The following is a 17,583-nucleotide window of genomic DNA, read 5'->3' on the forward strand; positions in this document are numbered from 1 at the left end:
GACGCCTCAGCTCTGGTTGAAGAAGCTGGCCTGATGGTCTCCTGCGGCTTCTTCGGTCGATACTTCGATCGACTCGGGGGTGAGGAGGAACACATTGTTGGTGACCTTCTCGATGGATCCGCGCAGGCCGAAGATGAGGCCGGCGGAGAAGTCGACGAGGCGCTTGGAGTTCGCCTCGTCCATTGCCGAGAGGTTCATGATGACCGGCACGCCGTCGCGGAAGGCGGTGCCGATGGCCTTGGCGTCGTTGTAGCTGCGGGGATGGATCGTCTGAATGCGCTGCATGGCGGTGGCCGGTGCACTTTCCACGGGACGAACGGACGGGCGGATCGGGGTGACAGCAGCAGCCGGCGGCTCGAACGGCTCAGGTTCGGCCTCGAGGCCGTCGTCAGCGTAGTCGTCGTACTCGTCCTCATAGGTACGGCGCTGTTCGGTGGGCTGATGACGCAGGTCCTGCTCGTCGTAGTCCTCGACGAATCCCAGGTAGCTGCCGATCTTCTTGAGAGCGGACATGGGCGACTCCTCGTGATTGCGGGCGTCCTTCGCGGTTCGACATGCAAAGGTCTTAGTGAGAACGTACCCCACTGGCAGGTGATGGCCGGGAAAGCGCTGCGGGCGTGTCGAAAGTTCGGGTGAAGTTCTCACCGCGGCTGTGCGGTGGGCTCCATCCAGATGACACCTGCGAATCGGCCGGTGACGGCGTCGCGTCGGTAGGAGAACAGGTCGGGGCTGTCGTAGGTGCAGGCCGAGACCCAGCGCTCAAGCCGCACGCCTTCCCGGCGCAGCTGCTCGGCCACTCCGGCGGCGACGTCGATGGCTGGGGTGCCCTCGGCCGAGACCGAGGCGGCGACCGGTTCGATCTCGCCGATCTCCTCGCGCAGTTCGACCGGCACCTCGTAGCGTCGCGGGGAGATCGAGGGGCCGATGATCGCAGCGATGTTGTCCGCCCCACGCTCACGCATCGACTCGACAGCAGCGCCGACGACGCCTGCGGCCATGCCCTTGCGCCCGGCGTGGACGCTGGCGATGACCCCGGCATCCGGGTCGGCCAGCAGCACCGGAGTGCAGTCGGCGACGAGGACGGCGAGACCGAGGAGGGTCGATGAGGTCACCTGGGCATCCGCTTCGACGGTGTCGAGCGAGACGGACGAATTGAGGTCATCGAGATCGACGGTGTGCACGGCGGTGCCGTGGACCTGGGAGGTGAAGCTCAGCCGGTCGGCCTGCAGGCCCAGCACCTGGGCGAGCATATTGCGGTTGGCTGTCACCGCCGAGTCGTCGTCGCCGACTCCGCGCCCGAGGTTGAGCGAGTTGTAGGGAGGAACGGAATAGCCGCCCCATCGGTCCGAGAACGCCGCGTGGGCCACGCGGTGAGTTCCCGGAACGACGAAGCGGCTGTGCAGCACGAGGCCGTCCCTGTCTTATTTGAGGAAGTCGGGGATGTCGAGGTCGTCGTCGAAGCTGTCGACCTTCTCATCCGGCAGCTCGCGCGGAACCGGGGGTGCAGATTCCTCGCTGGAACCGGCCGAAGCCGAGGCATCGTCCGATCCGCTCGACGAAGAGTCTTCCGAGCGCAGGCTGTATGGGCCAGCCTGGGTGCCCGAATCGCTGGCGGCAGCACCTGCGGCCGCACCGGCGCCGGCGGCTGCCGCACCGACGGCGGCGGGCTGGTTGCCGGATTCGCTGCGGCCGGCGTCTGCCGAACGGCGGTCCTCCGACGACTTGCTGGCTGCCAGCGACGGCGAGCCCTCCACAGCGCCGACCGGCGTGTCGAAGCCGGCGGCGATGACGGTGATGCGGCATTCGTCGCCGAGGTTGTCGTCGATGACGGTGCCGAAGATGATGTTGGCTTCCGGGTGCGCGGCTTCCTGCACGAGGCGGGCGGCCTCGTTGATCTCGAACAGGCCGAGGTCGGATCCGCCCTGGATGCTCAGCAGCACGCCGTGGGCGCCTTCGATGCTGGCTTCGAGCAGCGGCGAGGCGATTGCGGCCTCGGCTGCCTGCACGGCACGGTCGTCGCCGACGGCGGAGCCGATGCCCATGAGCGCTGTGCCGGCGTCCTGCATGACGGACTTGACGTCGGCGAAGTCGAGGTTGATCATGCCCGGCGTCGAGATGAGGTCGGTGATGCCCTGCACGCCCGAGCGCAGCACCTCGTCAGCGGACTGGAAGGCCTCGATGACCGACACGTTGCGGTCCGAGATCGACAGCAGCCGGTCGTTCGGTATGACGATGAGGGTGTCGACTTCCTCGCGGAGGTCGGCGATGCCCTTCTCCGCCTGGGCCGAGCGGCGCCGGCCTTCGAAGGTGAACGGGCGGGTGACGACACCGATGGTCAGGGCGCCGAGGCCGCGAGCGATGCGGGCGACGACAGGTGCTGCACCGGTGCCGGTGCCGCCGCCTTCGCCAGCGGTGACGAAGACCATGTCGGCGCCTTCGAGCGCTTCGGTGATGGCCTCTTCGGAGTCCTCTGCGGCCTTGCGCCCGATCTCCGGGTCGGCTCCGGCGCCGAGCCCGCGAGTGAGGTCGCGGCCGATCTCGAGCTTCAGGTCAGCTTCGGAAAGGAGCAGCGCTTGTGCGTCGGTGTTGATTGCGATGAATTCGACGCCTTTGAGGCCGACGTCGATCATCCGTTGGACAGCGTTGACACCGCCGCCGCCGGTACCGGCAACCTTGATGTCCGCTCCGGATTGTGGGAATTCAGCCAAGTCGGTTTCCTCTTTCGACGCATCGGGCCCATGCGGGCGTGTGGGCCTATTTTGCCTTCATGTCGACGCTATGACCCGCTCCCCCTCAGCGCAACTCTCGCACGCGGTGTGTCGAAAGCTTCTGCCCCGGCAGGCCCGATCGGTGCGCCGGGCGGGAGCTTATGAGGTGACCGGCACCTCGGGCACGGAGACGTCGATCGTCTGCGCATCGGTATCGATGAGCTTGGAGGCGATGTCGAATTTGCGGGCGGCGTCCTCGGCGCTGCCGAATCGGATCGTCACCGGGGAGGCGTCTTCGCCGGGGCTGTAGTCGATTTCGATCTTCTCCGGATCACTGGCGCGCACGACGCTGATCTGCTCGGGCACCCCGTCAGGCAGTTCGTCGAGCAGTGCCAGTGCGGCGCTGATCGTCTCCTTGCGGTCGGCTCCGGCGGTGAGTTCGAGGCGGGCCAGTCCGTCGGGTTCGCCGGTGACGGTGTCGATCGTCGTGCCGGTGGCATCGACGCGGTCCCAGCCGGAGCCTGCGCGCACGGCGATAAGCGGGGTGCGGTCGGTGACCGTGATGGACAGAGCGCGCGGGCCGGCCCAGCGGGCCTTCGCCGAGGCGGCCTTCGGCAGACGCTTGAGGGCGGCCTTCTCGACTGCACCGGGCATCGCCTGCGGCAGCGGGGTGCCGGACCAATCGGCCAGCACCGCTTCTTCGATCTGCTCGGCGGTGTAGAACTCCGTCGCCTTGGCTTTGACGCTGGTGATCGCCAGCACCGGGGAGAACCAGGCGGCGGCCAGCAGCCCGATGATGACCGCGGCGCTGCCGGCGATGACGAGGAGGCGTGTGAGCCGGGCGCGGCGGCGGGCGGCGAGCCGGTCGGACAGGCTCGCGGTCGCCTCGGTGCTGCCGGTGTGCGTCTGCGTCATCGCCTGCCGGTCACCAGGCCGTTTCGAGTGCGGCGACGATCTCGGGGCCGAGGATCGTGACATCGCCGGCGCCGATGGTGATGACGATGTCGCCGGGCTGGACGCGGGAGACGACGGTCGGCACGGCATCGGAGAAGGCCGGCAGGAAGGTGGCGTTGTCGTGCGGGACCTCCTCGGCGACGATCGCGCCGGTCACCCCCGGGATCGGGTCCTCGCGGGCGGGGAACACGTCGAGGACGATCGCCTCATCGGCGATGCCAAGCGCCTGACCGAACTCCTGCTTGAAGTTCTGGGTGCGGCTGAACAGGTGCGGCTGGAAGATCGCGTGCACCCGCCCGCCGGGCGCCACGACCGAGCGGGCGGCGGTGAGCACCGCGCTGACCTCGGTCGGGTGGTGGGCGTAGTCGTCGTAGACGCGCACACCGTGGGCGGTGCCGCGCAGCTCGAAGCGCCGGCGAGTGCCGCCGAATCCGGCCAGGCCCGCAACAGCGGCATCGAGGTCGCCGCCGAGGTGGTGGACGACGCAGAGTGCGGCGGTGGCGTTGGCGGCGTTGTAGGCGCCGGGCTGCTGAAGTTCGACGTCGAGGTCACGGCCGTCGAGGGTGACGGTGAAGGCGGTGCCGACCTCGCCGGGGCGCAGGTCGGTGATCGGCACATCGGCGGTCTCGGCGAATCCGTAGGTGACGACGGTGGTGCCCTCAGCGGCGGCTTGGGCTGCGATCTCGCGGGATCCGGCGTCGTCGGCGCAGGCGATGAGCACACCGCCGCGGCTGCGCACGTGGCTGGCGAAGTCGACGAAGGCCTGGCGCACACCAGCCCAGTCGCCGTAGTGGTCGAGGTGGTCGGCCTCGGCGTTTGTGATGACGGCGACGGCCGGTTCGTAGAGCAGGAAGGAGCCGTCGGATTCGTCGGCTTCGGCGATGAACGCCTCGCCGCTGCCGTCGTGGGCGTTGGTGCCCGAGGCGGTGAGCACTCCCCCGATGACGAACGACGGGTCCCCGCCGCCGGCCTGCAGGGCGACCGTCGTCATCGATGTCGTCGTCGTCTTGCCGTGAGTGCCGGCGATGGCGACAGTCGTGCGTGCGTGCATGAGGCCTGCGAGTGCCGCTGAGCGGTGGATGATGCGCAGGCCCTTGTCGCGGGCGGCGGCCAGTTCGGGGTTGTCCTGGCGGATGGCTGAGGAGACGACGACGGTGTCGACGTCGGCGATGTTCTCTGCCCGCTGGCCGATCGCGATCTCCGCGCCGAGGGCGCGCAGGGCTGCAACGACCGAGGAGTCCTTCGCATCGGAGCCGGTGACGGTCATGCCGCGCATGAGCATGATCCGGGCGATGCCGGACATGCCGGCGCCGCCGATGCCGATGAAGTGGACGCGGCCGAGTTCAGCGGCCGGGATGATCGGCGTGTCAGGGGCTGCTGCCATCTGTCAGTCGTCCTTTGTGCGTTCTTTGCGGTTGAGCAGTTCCGGCGGGTACGGCCGGTGCGGATGCTCCCGGCCGAGGGCCGCATACATCTTATGCACCATCGTGCGGGCGGCTGCCATCGGGAAGTCGGCGGCCAGGGCGGTTTCGCTCATCGCCTGCAGGCGCGCCGGGTCGGTCAGCAGCGGCAGGATCGTGCCGGTGACCGCGCCCGTGTCGAAGTCGGCGTTGTCGATCATGAGTGCCGCGCCGGATTCGACAAGGCCCGCGGCGTTGAGGCGCTGCTCGCCGTTGCCGATCGCCAGCGGCACGAACACCGTCGGCACTCCGGTGATCGACACCTCGGCGACGGTCCCGGCACCGGAGCGGGCTATGAGCAGGTCGGCGGCCAGATAGGCGTTGTGCATCCCGTCGACGTATTCGACGACGTGGTAGTCCGGGACCGAGGCGGCTGCTTGGGCGACGTCTGCGGCCTTGCCGGCGCCGGTGATGTGGAGGATCTGCACGGCTGCTGCCGCGATGTTCTCGATCGCTCCGGCGAAGGCTTCGTTGAGCCGCTGGGCGCCGGACGATCCGCCGGTCACCACGAGGGTCGGCAGGTCTTCGCGCAGACCGAGATGCTGGCGTGCGGCGGCCCGCTGGGCGGGGTCGGTGTAGTCGACGAGTTCGATCTGAGAGCGGATCGGCATGCCGACCTGGCTGCCCTTGAGCGGGGTGCCGGAGAAGGTGTAGCCGATGTTGGCCGCAGGCGTGAAGCCGGCGCCGAGGCGGTTGGCCAGTCCCGGCCGGGCGTTGGCTTCGTGGATGATGACCGGGATCTTCGCGAGTTTGGCAGCCAGGTAGGCCGGCGGGCAGACGTAGCCGCCGACTCCGACGACGATGTCGACGTGGCGGTCGCGGATGAGCCGGCGGACCTTGCGCACGGTGCCGGCCAGCCGCCCGGGGAAGCGCAGCAGGTCGGTGTCGATGCTGCGCGGGGCGGGCACCTTGTCGATGGTGACGAGTTCGAAGCCGGCTTCGGGTACGAGGCGGGTCTCCAGGCCGGCGGGCGTGCCGAGCATGATGATCTCAGCTTCCGGGTCCTGGAATCTCAGGTCCTCGGCGATGGCGAGCATCGGGGCGACGTGGCCGGTGGTGCCGCCGCCGGCGAACAGGGCTGTCAGGGGTCGGGTCATGTCCTCTTCTTCTTCCGTAGGCGCAGCGGTGAGGAGGCGAGCACGGCCAGGGATTCGCGCACCCGGGCGTTCTGGGCGCGCATCGCCTCCTGCGCCCCGGATTCGGCGCGCGCGAAGGCGAGCACGACCCCGGCGGCGATGCAGGTGGCCAGCAGTGCGGAGCCGCCGTAGGAGACGAAGGGCAGCGGCACGCCGATGACCGGCAGCACCCCGGAGACGACGCCGATGTTGACGAGTGCCTGGCCGATGAGCCACATGAAGATCCCGGCGGTGGCGGCCTGGATCATCCGGTCGTCGGTGCGCAGCACGATGCGGATGAGGCCGTAGCCGAGCACGGAGAACAGCAGCAGCACTGCCACGGAACCGAGCAGGCCGAGCTCTTCGCCGATGATCGCGAAGATGAAGTCGTTGTGCGCCTCGGGCAGCCACAGCCACTTCTCCCTGGAGGCGCCGAGTCCCACGCCGAACCAGCCGCCGGAGGCCAGGGCGAATAGTCCGTGGTTGGACTGCCAGTGCTGGCCGAGTGGGTCCATCGCCTCGTTCTCGTGGCCGACGAACATCGCGCGGATGCGGGCCATGCGGTTGGCACTCGTGATCACGAGGAGGGTGACGACGGCGGCGATGCCGAGGAAGGCGGTGATGAGGTAGCGCCACGGCAGTCCGGCGACGAACACGGTGCCCAGTGCGGTGGCCATGACGATGAGGGCGGTGCCGAGGTCGCGTCCGGCGAGCACGAGCCCGAGGACTGCGACGAGTCCGATGATGGCGGGCATGAGCTCTTTGAGGGAGGTGAGCTTAGCGGCCTTGTGGGCGAAGAACGTCGCCAGCCAGATCGCCAGGGCGACTTTGGTGAATTCGGCGGGCTGGCCCTGGAAGCCGCCGATCTTGATCCAGCCGGCGTTGCCCTGCACCTCGTGGCCGAGCCCGGGAACCAGCGGCAGGGTCTGCAGCGCGAGCGCGCTGATGAAGATGATCGGTGCGGCCTTCTTGAACCAGGCCACCGGTGCGTAGGACAACGCGATCATCACCGTCACGCCGATGAGGGCGTAGATGCCCTGCCGGTTGAACACGGAGAACGAGGAGCCCTCACCGGCCCGGTAGGCGGTGATCGAGGAGGCCGAGAGCACCATGATGAGGCCGAAGCCGATGAGTGAGAGCACGGAGATGAACACAAGGTAGTAGCTCGTGACCGGCAGATTCAGCAGCCGGCGCAGGCTGGCCATCACGCCGGTCTCGCGCGAGAAGTCAGCCGCGCGCGTCCGCCGGGTCTCGGCATCGTGTCGCAGCGAGGCCATCTCAGCTCACCTGATCCTGCACGGCTGAGGCGAACAGCGTGCCGCGGGTGCCGTAGTTGAGGAACTGGTCCATGCTCGCTGCTGCCGGGGCGAGCAGCACGGTGTCGCCGTCTGCGGCCAGGTCGGCGGCAGCGGCGACGGCAGCGCGCATGATCGCCTCGCCCCGCCGGGTCTCATCGGCCGGGCCCGAGGTGCCGGTCGCCTCGCCTGCGCCGGTGGCCGGGTCGACGCGCACGAGCGGCACCGCAGGTGCGTGCTCGGCAAGCACCTGCGTGTAGGGGTCGGGGTCGGTGCCGATGAGCACGACACCGCGCAGCCGGTGGGCGTGGGTGCTGATGAGCTCAGTGAGGTCGGCGCCCTTCGTCAGGCCGCCGGCGATCCACACGATCGATTCGGCAGCGGCCAGTGCGGCGTCGGCTGCATGCGGGTTGGTGGCCTTGGAGTCGTTGATCCAGCGCACTCCCCCGGCCTCGGCGACGACGGCCATCCGGTGATCGGCCGGCTGGTGGGTGCGCAGGCCCTCGCGCACGGCCGCCGGTGGGATGTCGATGCTGCGGGCCAGCGCTGCTGCGGCCAGTGCATTGGCGATCTGGTGGGGTGCGGCCGGGGTCCCGGGGTTGCCGGCGGCGATGGCGACGTCGTCGAGGGAGCCGAGTTCGGCGGCTGTGGACTGCCGGTTGTGCAGGTAGGCGCGGTCGACGAGCACCCCGTCGACGACGCCGAACTCGCCGGGTGCCGGCATGCCGGAGGTGAAACCGATGGCCCGGGCGCCTGCGATGACCTCGGCGTCCTCGACGAGCCGGCGGGTGGCCGGGTCGTCGACGTTGTAGACGCAGGAGGCGGCGACATTGGTGTAGGCGCGGGCCTTGTCGGCGCAGTAGTCGGCGTAGCTGCCGTGCCAGTCGACGTGGTCTGCTGCCAGGTTGAGCACGGCGGCGGCGTGCGCGCTCATCGAGTACTGCCAGTGCAGCTGGAAGCTCGACAGTTCGATGGCCAGCACCTCGGCGGCGGGGTCGAGGACAGCCTCGATGAGCGGCTGGCCGATGTTGCCGCAGGCTTTGGCGTGCAGGCCGGCGGCGGTGAGCATCGAGGCGAGCATCGAGGTCGTCGTGGTCTTGCCGTTGGTGCCGGTGACGACGAGCCAGGGTGCGGTGTTGTGGCCGCGCACCCGCCAGGCGAGTTCGACTTCGCCGATGACGGGGATGCCGCGGGCGTGGGCGGCCGTGAAGATCGGGTGGTCCGGCCGCCAGCCCGGTGAGGTGACGACGAGGTCGGGGGCCGCACCGGCTGCGCTGGTCGGCAGGTCGGTGACGTGTTCGGGTCCGCGCCGGATGTCGACGTCGAAGACGGAGAGGATCGTCTCCCATTCGCTGAGGTCGCGTTCGGCATCGCTGTCGACGACAATGACGTCGGCGTGGCGTTCGGCCAGGTGGACGGCCGTCGGGAAGCCGGAGACTCCCAGGCCGGTGACGACGATGGTGAGTCCGTGCAGGCTTTGGGTCGGTCCGTGCAGGGCTGCCGGGATGTTCTCGGCGTGCGGGTAGTCGACCGGCTCCCAGCCCTCGGGGTGCAGGGGCAGCTCGGCGGCCGGCGGGGGTGAGAAGGTCATCCCGGCCAGCGGGTTGTCCGGGCTGCCGTGGCTGTCAGCGGGCAAGGTTGGACACCCATTCGGCGTAGAAGAGTGCGATCGCGCCGACGACGAAGAGCACGGCGATGATCCAGAAGCGCACGACGATCGTCACCTCGCCCCAGCCCTTGAGCTCGAAGTGGTGCTGCAGCGGTGCCATGCGGAAGACGCGTTTGCCGGTGAGCTTGTAGGAGGCGACCTGGATGATAACGCTGAGGGTGATGATGACGAACAGGCCGCCCATGACGACGAGCAGCAGTTCGGTGCGCGACATGATCGCCAGGCCGCCGATCGCACCGCCGATCGCCAGCGAGCCGGTGTCGCCCATGAAGATCTTCGCCGGTGAGGTGTTCCACCACAGGAAGCCGATGCAGGCTGCAGCCAGGGCCGCCGCGACAATGGTGAGGTCGCGGGGGTCGCGGACCTCGTAGCAGCCGGCGCGGGCTTGGGACATGAGCGAGCAGTTCTGCGTCGACTGCCAGGTGTTGATCATGACGTAGCCGAGGAACACGACGGCTGAGGCGCCGGCTGCCAGGCCGTCGAGGCCGTCTGTGAGGTTCACGGCGTTGGACACGGCGGTGATGATGAGGTTGGCCCACACGATGAACAGCACTGTGCCGAAGATGACGCCGGCGAAGGCGAGGTCGACACTGGTGTCGCGGATGAAGGAGATCGCCGAGGACGCCGGGGTCACGCCGTAGCGGTTGGGGAAGTTGAGCGCGAGGATCGCGAAGGTGATGCCGACGAAGCCCTGGCCGATGATCTTGCCGCGCGGGCGCAGGCCCAGGGACCGCTGTTTGGAGACCTTGATGTAGTCGTCGAGGAAGCCGATCGCGCCGAGCCCGGCGGCCAGCCACAGCACGAGCAGTCCCGAGACCGTCGGCCAGGAGCCGGTAACGAGATGGGCGATGAGATAGGAGGCGATCGTCGCCGAGACGATGACGACGCCGCCCATCGTCGGGGTGCCGCGTTTGGTGGCGTGTGATTCGGGTCCGTCGTCGCGGATGAACTGGCCGTAGCCGCGGCGGACGAGCTGGCGGATGTAGACCGGGGTGCCGACGAGCGTGAACAACAGGCTCAGGCACGCGGCGAGCACGACTGCGATCATTGGGCCCCCGAGATTCCGGCGATCTCATCGCCGAGGTAGCGCAGTCCGGCATCGCGTGAGGACTTGAACAGCACGATGTCGCCGGGCTGCAGCTCGGCGTTGAGCAGGTCGCGGGCCTCGGCGACGGTGGCCACCCAGGCGGCCTCGCTACCCCAGGAGCCTTCGAGGTGGGCTGCCTGATAGATCGGGCGGGCGCCTTCGCCGACGGCGATCGTGCGGTTGATGTTGAGCCGCACAGCCTGCCGGCCGACGGTGTCGTGGGCGGTGACGGAGTCCTCGCCGAGTTCGAGCATCTCTCCGAGCACGGCGACGGTCCGCCTGGGCGGAGTCTCGTCGTCGCCGCGGCCCATCGCCGCCAGCGTCTTGAGCGCTGCGGCCATGGAGTCGGGGTTGGCGTTGTAGGCGTCGTTGAGCACGGTCACGCCGCTGGGCGAGTCGATGAGCTCCATCCGCCACCGGCTAGCAGCACCGGAGGTGCCCAGGGTCGTTGCGATGGTCCGCGATTCGACACCGCACAGGTGGGCGACGGCGGCTGCGGCGAGGGCATTGTCGACGTGGTGCTCACCGAGCAGGGCGAGTTCGACCGGCTGGGGCTCCTCGTCGGGCAGCTGCAGCTGAAACGACGTCCGGCCCGAGGCGTGTGATTCGATGTCGCCGGCGCGCACGACCGGTGCGCCCTCGGAGCCGGGGTTCGAGGAGAACCACAGGGTGTTGACGCCGGGAGCGAGCACATCGTGCATCGCGCGCACCCTGGCGTCATCGGCGTTGAGGACGGCCCAGCCGCCGCTGGTGAGCGATTCGACGAGCTCAGACTTGGCCCGTGCGGTGTTCTCCACGGAGCCGAACACGCCAGAGTGGGCGCTGCCGACGTTGAGCTCGACGGCGATGTCGGGGCGGATGAGGGAGGTGAGGTAGGCGAGGTTGCCGATCGTGCGTGCGCCCATCTCCAGGACAAGGAACCGGGTCGATTCGTCTGCCCGCAGTGCGGTCAGCGGCACCCCGACTTCGTTGTTGTAGGAGTTCGGCGGCCACACGGTCTCCCCCACCGACAGCAGCAGGTCAGACGTCAGATCCTTGACGGTGGTTTTTCCTGCTGAGCCGGTGATGGCGATGACGGTGAGTTCGCCGGATTCGCGCAGCGCGGCGACGTTGAGGGAGGCGAGCTGGCCGAGCGCTGCGGTGGCGTCGGCGACGTGCAGTGTCGGCAGGTGCTCACCGTCGACGGCGGGCACCGCCTCGGCGATGACGAGCACGGCCCCGGCTTCGACGGCTGCCGGGGCGAAGGTGATCCCGTCGGTCTGCTCACCGCGCCGGGCGACGTAGATGTCGCCGGGGCTGACATCGCGGGAATCGGTGACGACCCCGCCGGTGAGCATCGTGTCTTCAGATACGCCGTACAGGCTGCCCTTGAGGGCAGCGGCGACTTCTCCTGCAGAAAAACTCTTCATATCAATCCTGAACTCTACCTGCTGCAACGCCCGAAGGCCGTGAAGCGCAGGCCCGGCGAGTGTGTTCTCGGTCATCGAAGGGGTGGACGACCCCGCCGATCTCCTGGCCGGTCTCGTGCCCCTTCCCGGCCACGAGAAGGGTGCCGGTCTCCCCTGCTGCTGCGACGCCGGCGATGATCGCCTCAGACCGGGCGGGGATCTCCTCGATGCGGGTGGCGCGGGCCGTTCCCGAGGCGCGGGCCGCCTCGGCACCGGAGCGCACCGCAGCGCGGATGGCGGCGGGGTCTTCGGAGCGGGGGTTGTCGTCGGTGACGATGACGACGTCGGCACCGCGGGCAGCGGCAGCACCCATATCGGCGCGCTTGGAGGGGTCGCGGTCGCCGCCGGCGCCGCAGACGATGACGAGCGGGCGGCCGGATTCGGCCAGGCCGCCGAGCACCTGGGTGATGGCGTCAGGGGTGTGAGAGTAGTCGACGACGGCCAGCGGGGCTGCGCCGTTGACCTGTTCCATGCGTCCGGGCACGGTGACCTCGAAGGAGCCGGCGACGGCTGCCAGCGCGTCGAGGTCGGTGCCGGATTCGAGCAGCAGGGCCAGGGCCAGGGCGGTGTTGGCGACGTTGAAGCTGCCCGGCAGCGGGGCGCGGGCGGGAAGTGTTCCGGCTGGTGTGTGCAGGGTGAAGTGCGGGCCGGACTCGTCGGCGATGAGGTAGGTGGGGTTCTCGGCGGTCTCGCGGGAGATCGTGGCGACCGGCACCTCGGCGATGGCCGCCAGGCGGCGGCTGTAGTCATCGGCGAGCATGATGACCCCGCGGTCGGAGAACGCCGGGGTGAACAGGGTGGCCTTGGCCTGGAAGTACTCCTCCATGCTGGCGTGGAAGTCGAGGTGGTCCTGGCTGAGGTTGGTGAACCCGGCAACAGGGAAGTGCGCGCCGTCGACGCGGTGCTGGGCCAGGGCGTGGGAGGAGACCTCCATCGCACACGTGTCGACGCCGGCTGAGCGCATGCGGGCGAACAGGGCGTGCAGCTCAGGGGCCTCAGGTGTGGTGCGCACGGCTGGCTGCGTCTGCCCGGCGATTGTCGTGGCGACGGTGCCGATGAGCCCGGTGGTCCGTCCCAGGGCGGTGAGCAGGCCGTCGAGGATGTAGCTCGTCGTGGTCTTGCCGTTGGTGCCGGTGATGCCCAGCAGCTGTGGAACATCCGGGTCGGTGCCGTAGATCTGGGCGGCTATGCTGCCCAGGCGTGCGCGCGGGCTCTCGGTGATGAGCAGGCACAGCTCATCGAGGGCCGGGGCTGCCGAGTCGGCAGCGAGGGCGGTTTCGATCATCTGCTGGCCGGCCGGGTCGGTGAGGATTGCCCGGACGCCTGCGGTGATGAGGGATGGGGCGAACTGGGCGCCGTGGACGTTGGCGCCGGGCAGGGCCGCGTACAGCCAGCCGGGCTGGGTCTGCCGCGAGTCGTGGCTGACGCCGTGCACCTCGGTGTCGGCCGGGCCGGTGACCGCGACGTCGTCCGGCAGCTGCAGTTCGGTGATCCGCATTACTTCCATTCCCCTGGGTAGAGATCGGGTTCCTCGGTCGATGGTGGCACACCCATATGACGCAGGGTGAATCCCGCGACGTCGGAGAACACCGGGGCCGCTGCGGTGCCGCCGTAGTAGCCCTTGCGGGGCCGCTGCAGGGTCACTGACACAGCGATCTTCGGGTCCTCGGCCGGTGCCGCACCGACAAAGGAAGCAGTGTAGCCGTCATAGCCGGGTCCGTTCTCATTCGGCGCCTGCGCAGTGCCGGTCTTGCCTGCCACCCGGTAGCCGGGGATCTGCGCGGACTGGCCGGTGCCCTCGGCGACGACGCCTTCGAGCATGCGCATGAGTTCGCCTGCCGCTTTTTCGCTGATGACCTGTTCGGGATCGGCTGGTGCGATATCGGTCACGCGGCCGGAATCGTCGACGGTGCCGGTCACGAGCTGCGGGGCGACCTTCTTCCCGCCGTTGGCGATGGTGGCCATCGCCCCGGTCGTCTGCAGTGAGGTGGCTGCCACGCCCTGGCCGAACATGACGGTGTACTTGGTGCGGCCGTCCCATTCATCCGGCGGGTAGAGCAGGCCGCGGGTGGTGCCGGGGAAGTCGATGCCGCTGGGCTGGCCGAAGCCGAACTTCGTCAGATACTCGTAGCGCTCCTCAAGGGAGAGCTTGTCGCCGGAGAGGATCGTGCCGGTGTTCGAAGACTCTTCTAAGATCCCGGCGACGGTGAGCTTCTGGTCCGGGTGGCTGCTGGAGTCGCGGAACTCCTCGCCGTTGGGTGCCTTCCACTTTTCGGGCACGACGAACTTGTCGGTCGGGGTGGCTTTGCCGGTGTCGAGCAGCGCTGCGGCGGTGACCATCTTGGCAGTCGAGCCGGGTTCGAAGGAGCCGGAGAAGATCCGTGATCCGCGGTCTTCGGCATCAGCCTTGCCGGGGTTGTTCGGGTCGACGCTCGGGGCTTCGGCGGCGGCGATGATCCGTCCGGTGCCGACTTCGAAGATCGTCACGGTGCCCCATTCGGCTTCGTGCTTCTTGACCTGGTCGGCGATCGCCTGCTGGGCGTAGTACTGCACATCGGAGTCGAGGCTCAGCTGCAGGCCCTGGCCGTTCTGGGCTGGGGTGATGTTCGAGTCGCCGAGCGGGATGATGTCGCCGGACAGGCCGCGCTCGTACTGCTGTTCGCCGTCGCGGCCGCGCAGGGTGCCGTCATGCTGGAGTTCGAGGCCGGCCAGCGCCTGCCCGTCGGAGCCGACGAAGCCGAGCAGATTGCCGCCGACCGCACCGGCCGGGTATGAGCGGATGGCGTACTCGTCGGCGGTGATGCCGGGGATGTCGCGGGCCTTGATCGCCTGCCACACCTCGGCGGTGATGCCATCGGCGACGACCGACCACTGCCGGTCGCCGTGCAGCATCGGATACAGCAGGCCCGGATCGGTGTCGAGGTCTTCTGCCAGCTGTTCGGCGGCACCCCAGGCACCGATGATGACGCCGTCCTTGTTCTTGTACTTGCCGACGTTCTGCTGGTCGGCGACCAGCCGGTAGCGCACCGCGTTGTCGGCCAGCACGGTGCCGTCGGCGGCGAGGATGACGCCGCGGGAGGCCGGCAGGGACAGGGTCACGAGCCGGGAGTCGAGTGCCCGCTCAGCGAGCCTGCGGGTGTCCATCCCCTGGATGTAGAACAGCTTGCCGGTGATCGCGATGATGAGAAGCACGGCGCAGATGGCGAGGAACTTCATCCGCTTCTGCGGGTCGGCCACCCGGGCCGGTTTGGGCGTACGGGTCTTCGGCTTCGCTGTCACCGGTGTGCGCTTGGGTCCGGTGGTCCGGCGGACAGGCTTCTTCTGGGCGGTGGCTGTCGTGCTGCGCGAGGTGCTGCCGGAGGCGCGAGTGCTGCCAGCTGCCCGCGCGCCACCGCTGCCGGTGCGGGCTGGTCGCTTCGCTGACCGGCTGGCGGGTCGTCGCCGCGGGGAAGCGCCGGTGCGTGCGGCGGTCTTCCGCTTCTGCGGCTTGCCCATGACGTCTGCTCCCCCTTGCTGTCCGGCTCTCTGGCTGTTCGGCCTGTGTGGTCTGCGGCCCCCGAGCACCGGTTCCGGTGTCAGCGCGGGACGGTGAGCTGCGGCGGGCTGAGCTCCTCTGCGCCGGAGTCGCCGACGGCCGGGAGCTTCTCATCTGATCGTAGGTTCGGGCGGACGGCTTCACGGGTATCGGCACGCGGGCCCGGCACCTTTTCTGCTGAGCCTTCGCTGAGAGCCGGCACCTCTCCGGGGTCGATAACGGACCCGTCGGACAGGCGCAGGTACTTCACATGCGTCGGCTGGTGCATGCCCATCTCCTCGGCCGCTTTAGTGATCGACTGCGGGCTTTCGCGGTAGGAGATGTCCTCGGTGAGCCGGTCGCGTTCACTGTGCAGCGCCCGCTGTTCGGCGGTGAGCTTCTCGACCTGGAAGGAGCTGTGGGAGATGAAGATGTTCAAAAGCAGCACGGCGACCAGACCGAAGAGCAGCAGCCCGACGAACACGAGGCTGGCAGGTGTGCGGCGCTTGGCCAGGCCCGGAACGATGAGCTTGAGGCGGGAGGCCTCGCTGCGGGTCAGCGGCGCGGTGAGTGAGCGTGCCGGGCGGGATGGGGCGGCGGAGGTCGTGACGGCGCGGGCGACGGGACTCATGAGGAACGGTCACCTTTCATCTGCGATGCTGCTGTCTTCTTGGTATCCGTGTGGCGGGTCTTCTGTACGGCCCGCAGGCGCACGGAGGCGGCCCGCGGGTTGATCTCGATCTCCTCTGCCGGGGCCTTCTCGGCCCCGCGGGTCAGCGCGCTCAGCCACGGCTGCAGGTCCGGTGGGATGACCGGCAGGTCGGCTGGTGCCTGGCTTTCGAGTCCTGCCCGGAAGGCGCGCTTGACGATCGTGTCCTCCAGGGACTGGTAGGACTCGACGACGACGACTCCGCCGACGTGCACGGCTTCGAGTGCCTGGTTCAGTGCTGAGCGGAGGATGTCGAGTTCGGCGTTGACCTCGATGCGCAGGGCCTGGAAGGTGCGCTTGGCCGGATGTGAGCGGTTGCGCTGCCCGGCCGGCTGCGGGATGACGCGCTGGAGCATCGCCACGAGCTGATCGGAGGTCTCCCACGGCGTCTCGTCGCGATCGGTCACGATGACGCGGGCGATCTTGCGGGCGTAGCGTTCTTCGCCGTAGTCGCGCAGGATGCGGGTGAGCTCAGCTTCCGGGTAGGTGTTGAGCACTTCGGCGGCGGTGAGCTCATCACCGGGATCCATGCGCATGTCCAGCGGAGCGGAGCGGGCGTAGCTGAAGCCGCGGGCGTCTTCGTCGAGGTGCATCGAGGAGACCCCGAGGTCGAAGAGCACCCCGCTGACTCCGGTGTGCCCGGCACGGGCGATAACCGAGGCCATCTCGTCGTCGGTGGCGTGGAAAGCCTGGAAGCGCTCTCCGTATCCGGCCAGGCGCTTGCCGGCGATCTCGAGAGCTGTCGGGTCGCGGTCGATGCCGATGAGCTGGACCTGTGGGAAGGCTTCGAGGATGCCCTCGGAATGCCCACCTGCCCCGAGCGTTGCGTCGACGATGACCGGGGTGGTGCCCTCCGCCTCGGCGGCGGCGACCCCATGGCCCAGGAGCTCGACACAGCGCTCAAGCAGGACGGGGGTGTGCGGTGCCTGTGCCATGTCTCCTCCTCTTCATCGTCGAGCGGTGATGGTGCTGGTCGCGGTGGTGCTGCGTGCCGCTGGGACCAGAACCTCGTCCGCCTGTGCCCTGCCACCGGGGAAGTGCGTCAGGACCGGAGGGCTTTGGAACCGGGGAAGTATCCCAAAACCACCAGGCGGGCGAGGATCTCAGCCCAGCGACTAGATCACACCGGGAATCACCTCGTCGGACCGATCGGCGAAGCCCTGCTCGGTCTCTGCCAGGTAGGTCTCCCATGTCGGTGCATCCCAGATCTCTGCACGGTTGCCCATGCCGATGACTGCGACGTCGCGATCCAGGCCGGCGTAGCGGCGCAGGATCTGCGGAACGGTGATGCGCCCCTGCTTATCCGGTTGTTCTGCGGAGGCTCCGGAGAGGAAGACGCGCAGGTAGTCCCGCGCTTCCTTGCTCGTCATCGGCGCCGATCGCATCTGCTCGTGGACGGTCTCGAACTCCCGCGTGGAGAACAGGGTGAGGCAGCGCTCCTGGCCGCGGGTGAGAACGAGACCGTTCTCAAGCTCGTTGCGAAACTTCGCAGGCAGGATGAGCCGACCTTTGTCATCAAGGCGCAGGAGATGCGTCCCCAAGAACATGTCGCTCACCCCTTTCGAAACCATCTGGTTCCGATAGCAACCACTGTACTCCACTTCCCCCCACCTTTTCTATACAT

15 protein-coding genes are annotated in these 17,583 nt (G+C 68.6%); all 15 read right to left on the reverse strand.

The features are described 5' to 3' along the window. Positions 1-6: 6 nt before the first annotated feature. The 15 genes from HLA91_RS08335 to mraZ all read right to left on the reverse strand — a co-directional run bounded on the left by HLA91_RS08335 (position 7) and on the right by mraZ (position 17,506). Positions 7-513: a cell division protein SepF gene (locus HLA91_RS08335; protein ID WP_165882731.1), complete on the reverse strand. Its 507-nt coding sequence runs from the start codon at positions 511-513 to the stop codon at positions 7-9. Between the two features lie 128 nt (positions 514-641). After that, a complete protein-coding gene (gene pgeF, locus HLA91_RS08340; RefSeq protein WP_170274294.1) occupies positions 642-1,406 on the reverse strand; it encodes a peptidoglycan editing factor PgeF in 765 nt (254 codons plus the stop codon). 15 nt (positions 1,407-1,421) lie between these two features. After that, positions 1,422-2,708, reverse strand: coding sequence for a cell division protein FtsZ (ftsZ, locus tag HLA91_RS08345; RefSeq protein ID WP_170274295.1), 1,287 nt, complete (start codon positions 2,706-2,708; stop codon positions 1,422-1,424). Positions 2,709-2,867: 159 nt separating this feature from the next. Beyond that, on the reverse strand, positions 2,868-3,623 hold the full coding sequence (locus HLA91_RS08350; RefSeq protein ID WP_170274296.1) for a cell division protein FtsQ/DivIB: 756 nt from the start codon (positions 3,621-3,623) through the stop codon (positions 2,868-2,870). Positions 3,624-3,633: 10 nt separating this feature from the next. Further along, positions 3,634-5,046, reverse strand: a complete 1,413-nt coding sequence (murC, locus tag HLA91_RS08355) for a UDP-N-acetylmuramate--L-alanine ligase (RefSeq protein ID WP_170274297.1) — start codon at positions 5,044-5,046, stop codon at positions 3,634-3,636. A gap of 3 nt (positions 5,047-5,049) precedes the next feature. Further along, positions 5,050-6,219 (reverse strand): UDP-N-acetylglucosamine--N-acetylmuramyl-(pentapeptide) pyrophosphoryl-undecaprenol N-acetylglucosamine transferase, encoded by a 1,170-nt coding sequence (locus HLA91_RS08360; RefSeq protein WP_170274298.1) that lies wholly within the window; start codon positions 6,217-6,219, stop codon positions 5,050-5,052. Beyond that, positions 6,216-7,514 (reverse strand): putative lipid II flippase FtsW, encoded by a 1,299-nt coding sequence (ftsW, locus tag HLA91_RS08365; protein WP_170274299.1) that lies wholly within the window; start codon positions 7,512-7,514, stop codon positions 6,216-6,218. The genes HLA91_RS08360 and ftsW overlap by 4 nt, the downstream gene beginning before the upstream one ends. 1 nt (position 7,515) lies before the next feature. Then, positions 7,516-9,168, reverse strand: a complete 1,653-nt coding sequence (murD, locus tag HLA91_RS08370) for a UDP-N-acetylmuramoyl-L-alanine--D-glutamate ligase (protein ID WP_338076726.1) — start codon at positions 9,166-9,168, stop codon at positions 7,516-7,518. After that, on the reverse strand, positions 9,158-10,249 hold the full coding sequence (gene mraY, locus HLA91_RS08375) for a phospho-N-acetylmuramoyl-pentapeptide-transferase (RefSeq protein WP_170274300.1): 1,092 nt from the start codon (positions 10,247-10,249) through the stop codon (positions 9,158-9,160). The genes murD and mraY overlap by 11 nt, the downstream gene beginning before the upstream one ends. Beyond that, positions 10,246-11,697: a UDP-N-acetylmuramoyl-tripeptide--D-alanyl-D-alanine ligase gene (locus tag HLA91_RS08380; RefSeq protein ID WP_170274301.1), complete on the reverse strand. Its 1,452-nt coding sequence runs from the start codon at positions 11,695-11,697 to the stop codon at positions 10,246-10,248. The genes mraY and HLA91_RS08380 overlap by 4 nt, the downstream gene beginning before the upstream one ends. A 1-nt stretch (position 11,698) precedes the next feature. Next, positions 11,699-13,234, reverse strand: coding sequence for a UDP-N-acetylmuramoyl-L-alanyl-D-glutamate--2,6-diaminopimelate ligase (locus tag HLA91_RS08385; RefSeq protein ID WP_170274302.1), 1,536 nt, complete (start codon positions 13,232-13,234; stop codon positions 11,699-11,701). Beyond that, positions 13,234-15,231 (reverse strand): peptidoglycan D,D-transpeptidase FtsI family protein, encoded by a 1,998-nt coding sequence (locus HLA91_RS08390; RefSeq protein ID WP_239557035.1) that lies wholly within the window; start codon positions 15,229-15,231, stop codon positions 13,234-13,236. The genes HLA91_RS08385 and HLA91_RS08390 overlap by 1 nt, the downstream gene beginning before the upstream one ends. A gap of 80 nt (positions 15,232-15,311) precedes the next feature. Next, positions 15,312-15,881, reverse strand: coding sequence for a cell division protein FtsL (ftsL, locus tag HLA91_RS08395; protein WP_239557034.1), 570 nt, complete (start codon positions 15,879-15,881; stop codon positions 15,312-15,314). Next, positions 15,878-16,894 (reverse strand): 16S rRNA (cytosine(1402)-N(4))-methyltransferase RsmH, encoded by a 1,017-nt coding sequence (gene rsmH, locus HLA91_RS08400; protein WP_102160562.1) that lies wholly within the window; start codon positions 16,892-16,894, stop codon positions 15,878-15,880. The genes ftsL and rsmH overlap by 4 nt, the downstream gene beginning before the upstream one ends. Before the next feature lie 180 nt (positions 16,895-17,074). Further along, positions 17,075-17,506: a division/cell wall cluster transcriptional repressor MraZ gene (mraZ, locus tag HLA91_RS08405; RefSeq protein WP_102160769.1), complete on the reverse strand. Its 432-nt coding sequence runs from the start codon at positions 17,504-17,506 to the stop codon at positions 17,075-17,077. Positions 17,507-17,583 lie beyond the last annotated feature (77 nt).

This window comes from Brevibacterium luteolum (genome assembly GCF_013004595.1).
Classification (GTDB): Bacteria; Actinomycetota; Actinomycetes; order Actinomycetales; family Brevibacteriaceae; genus Brevibacterium; species Brevibacterium luteolum.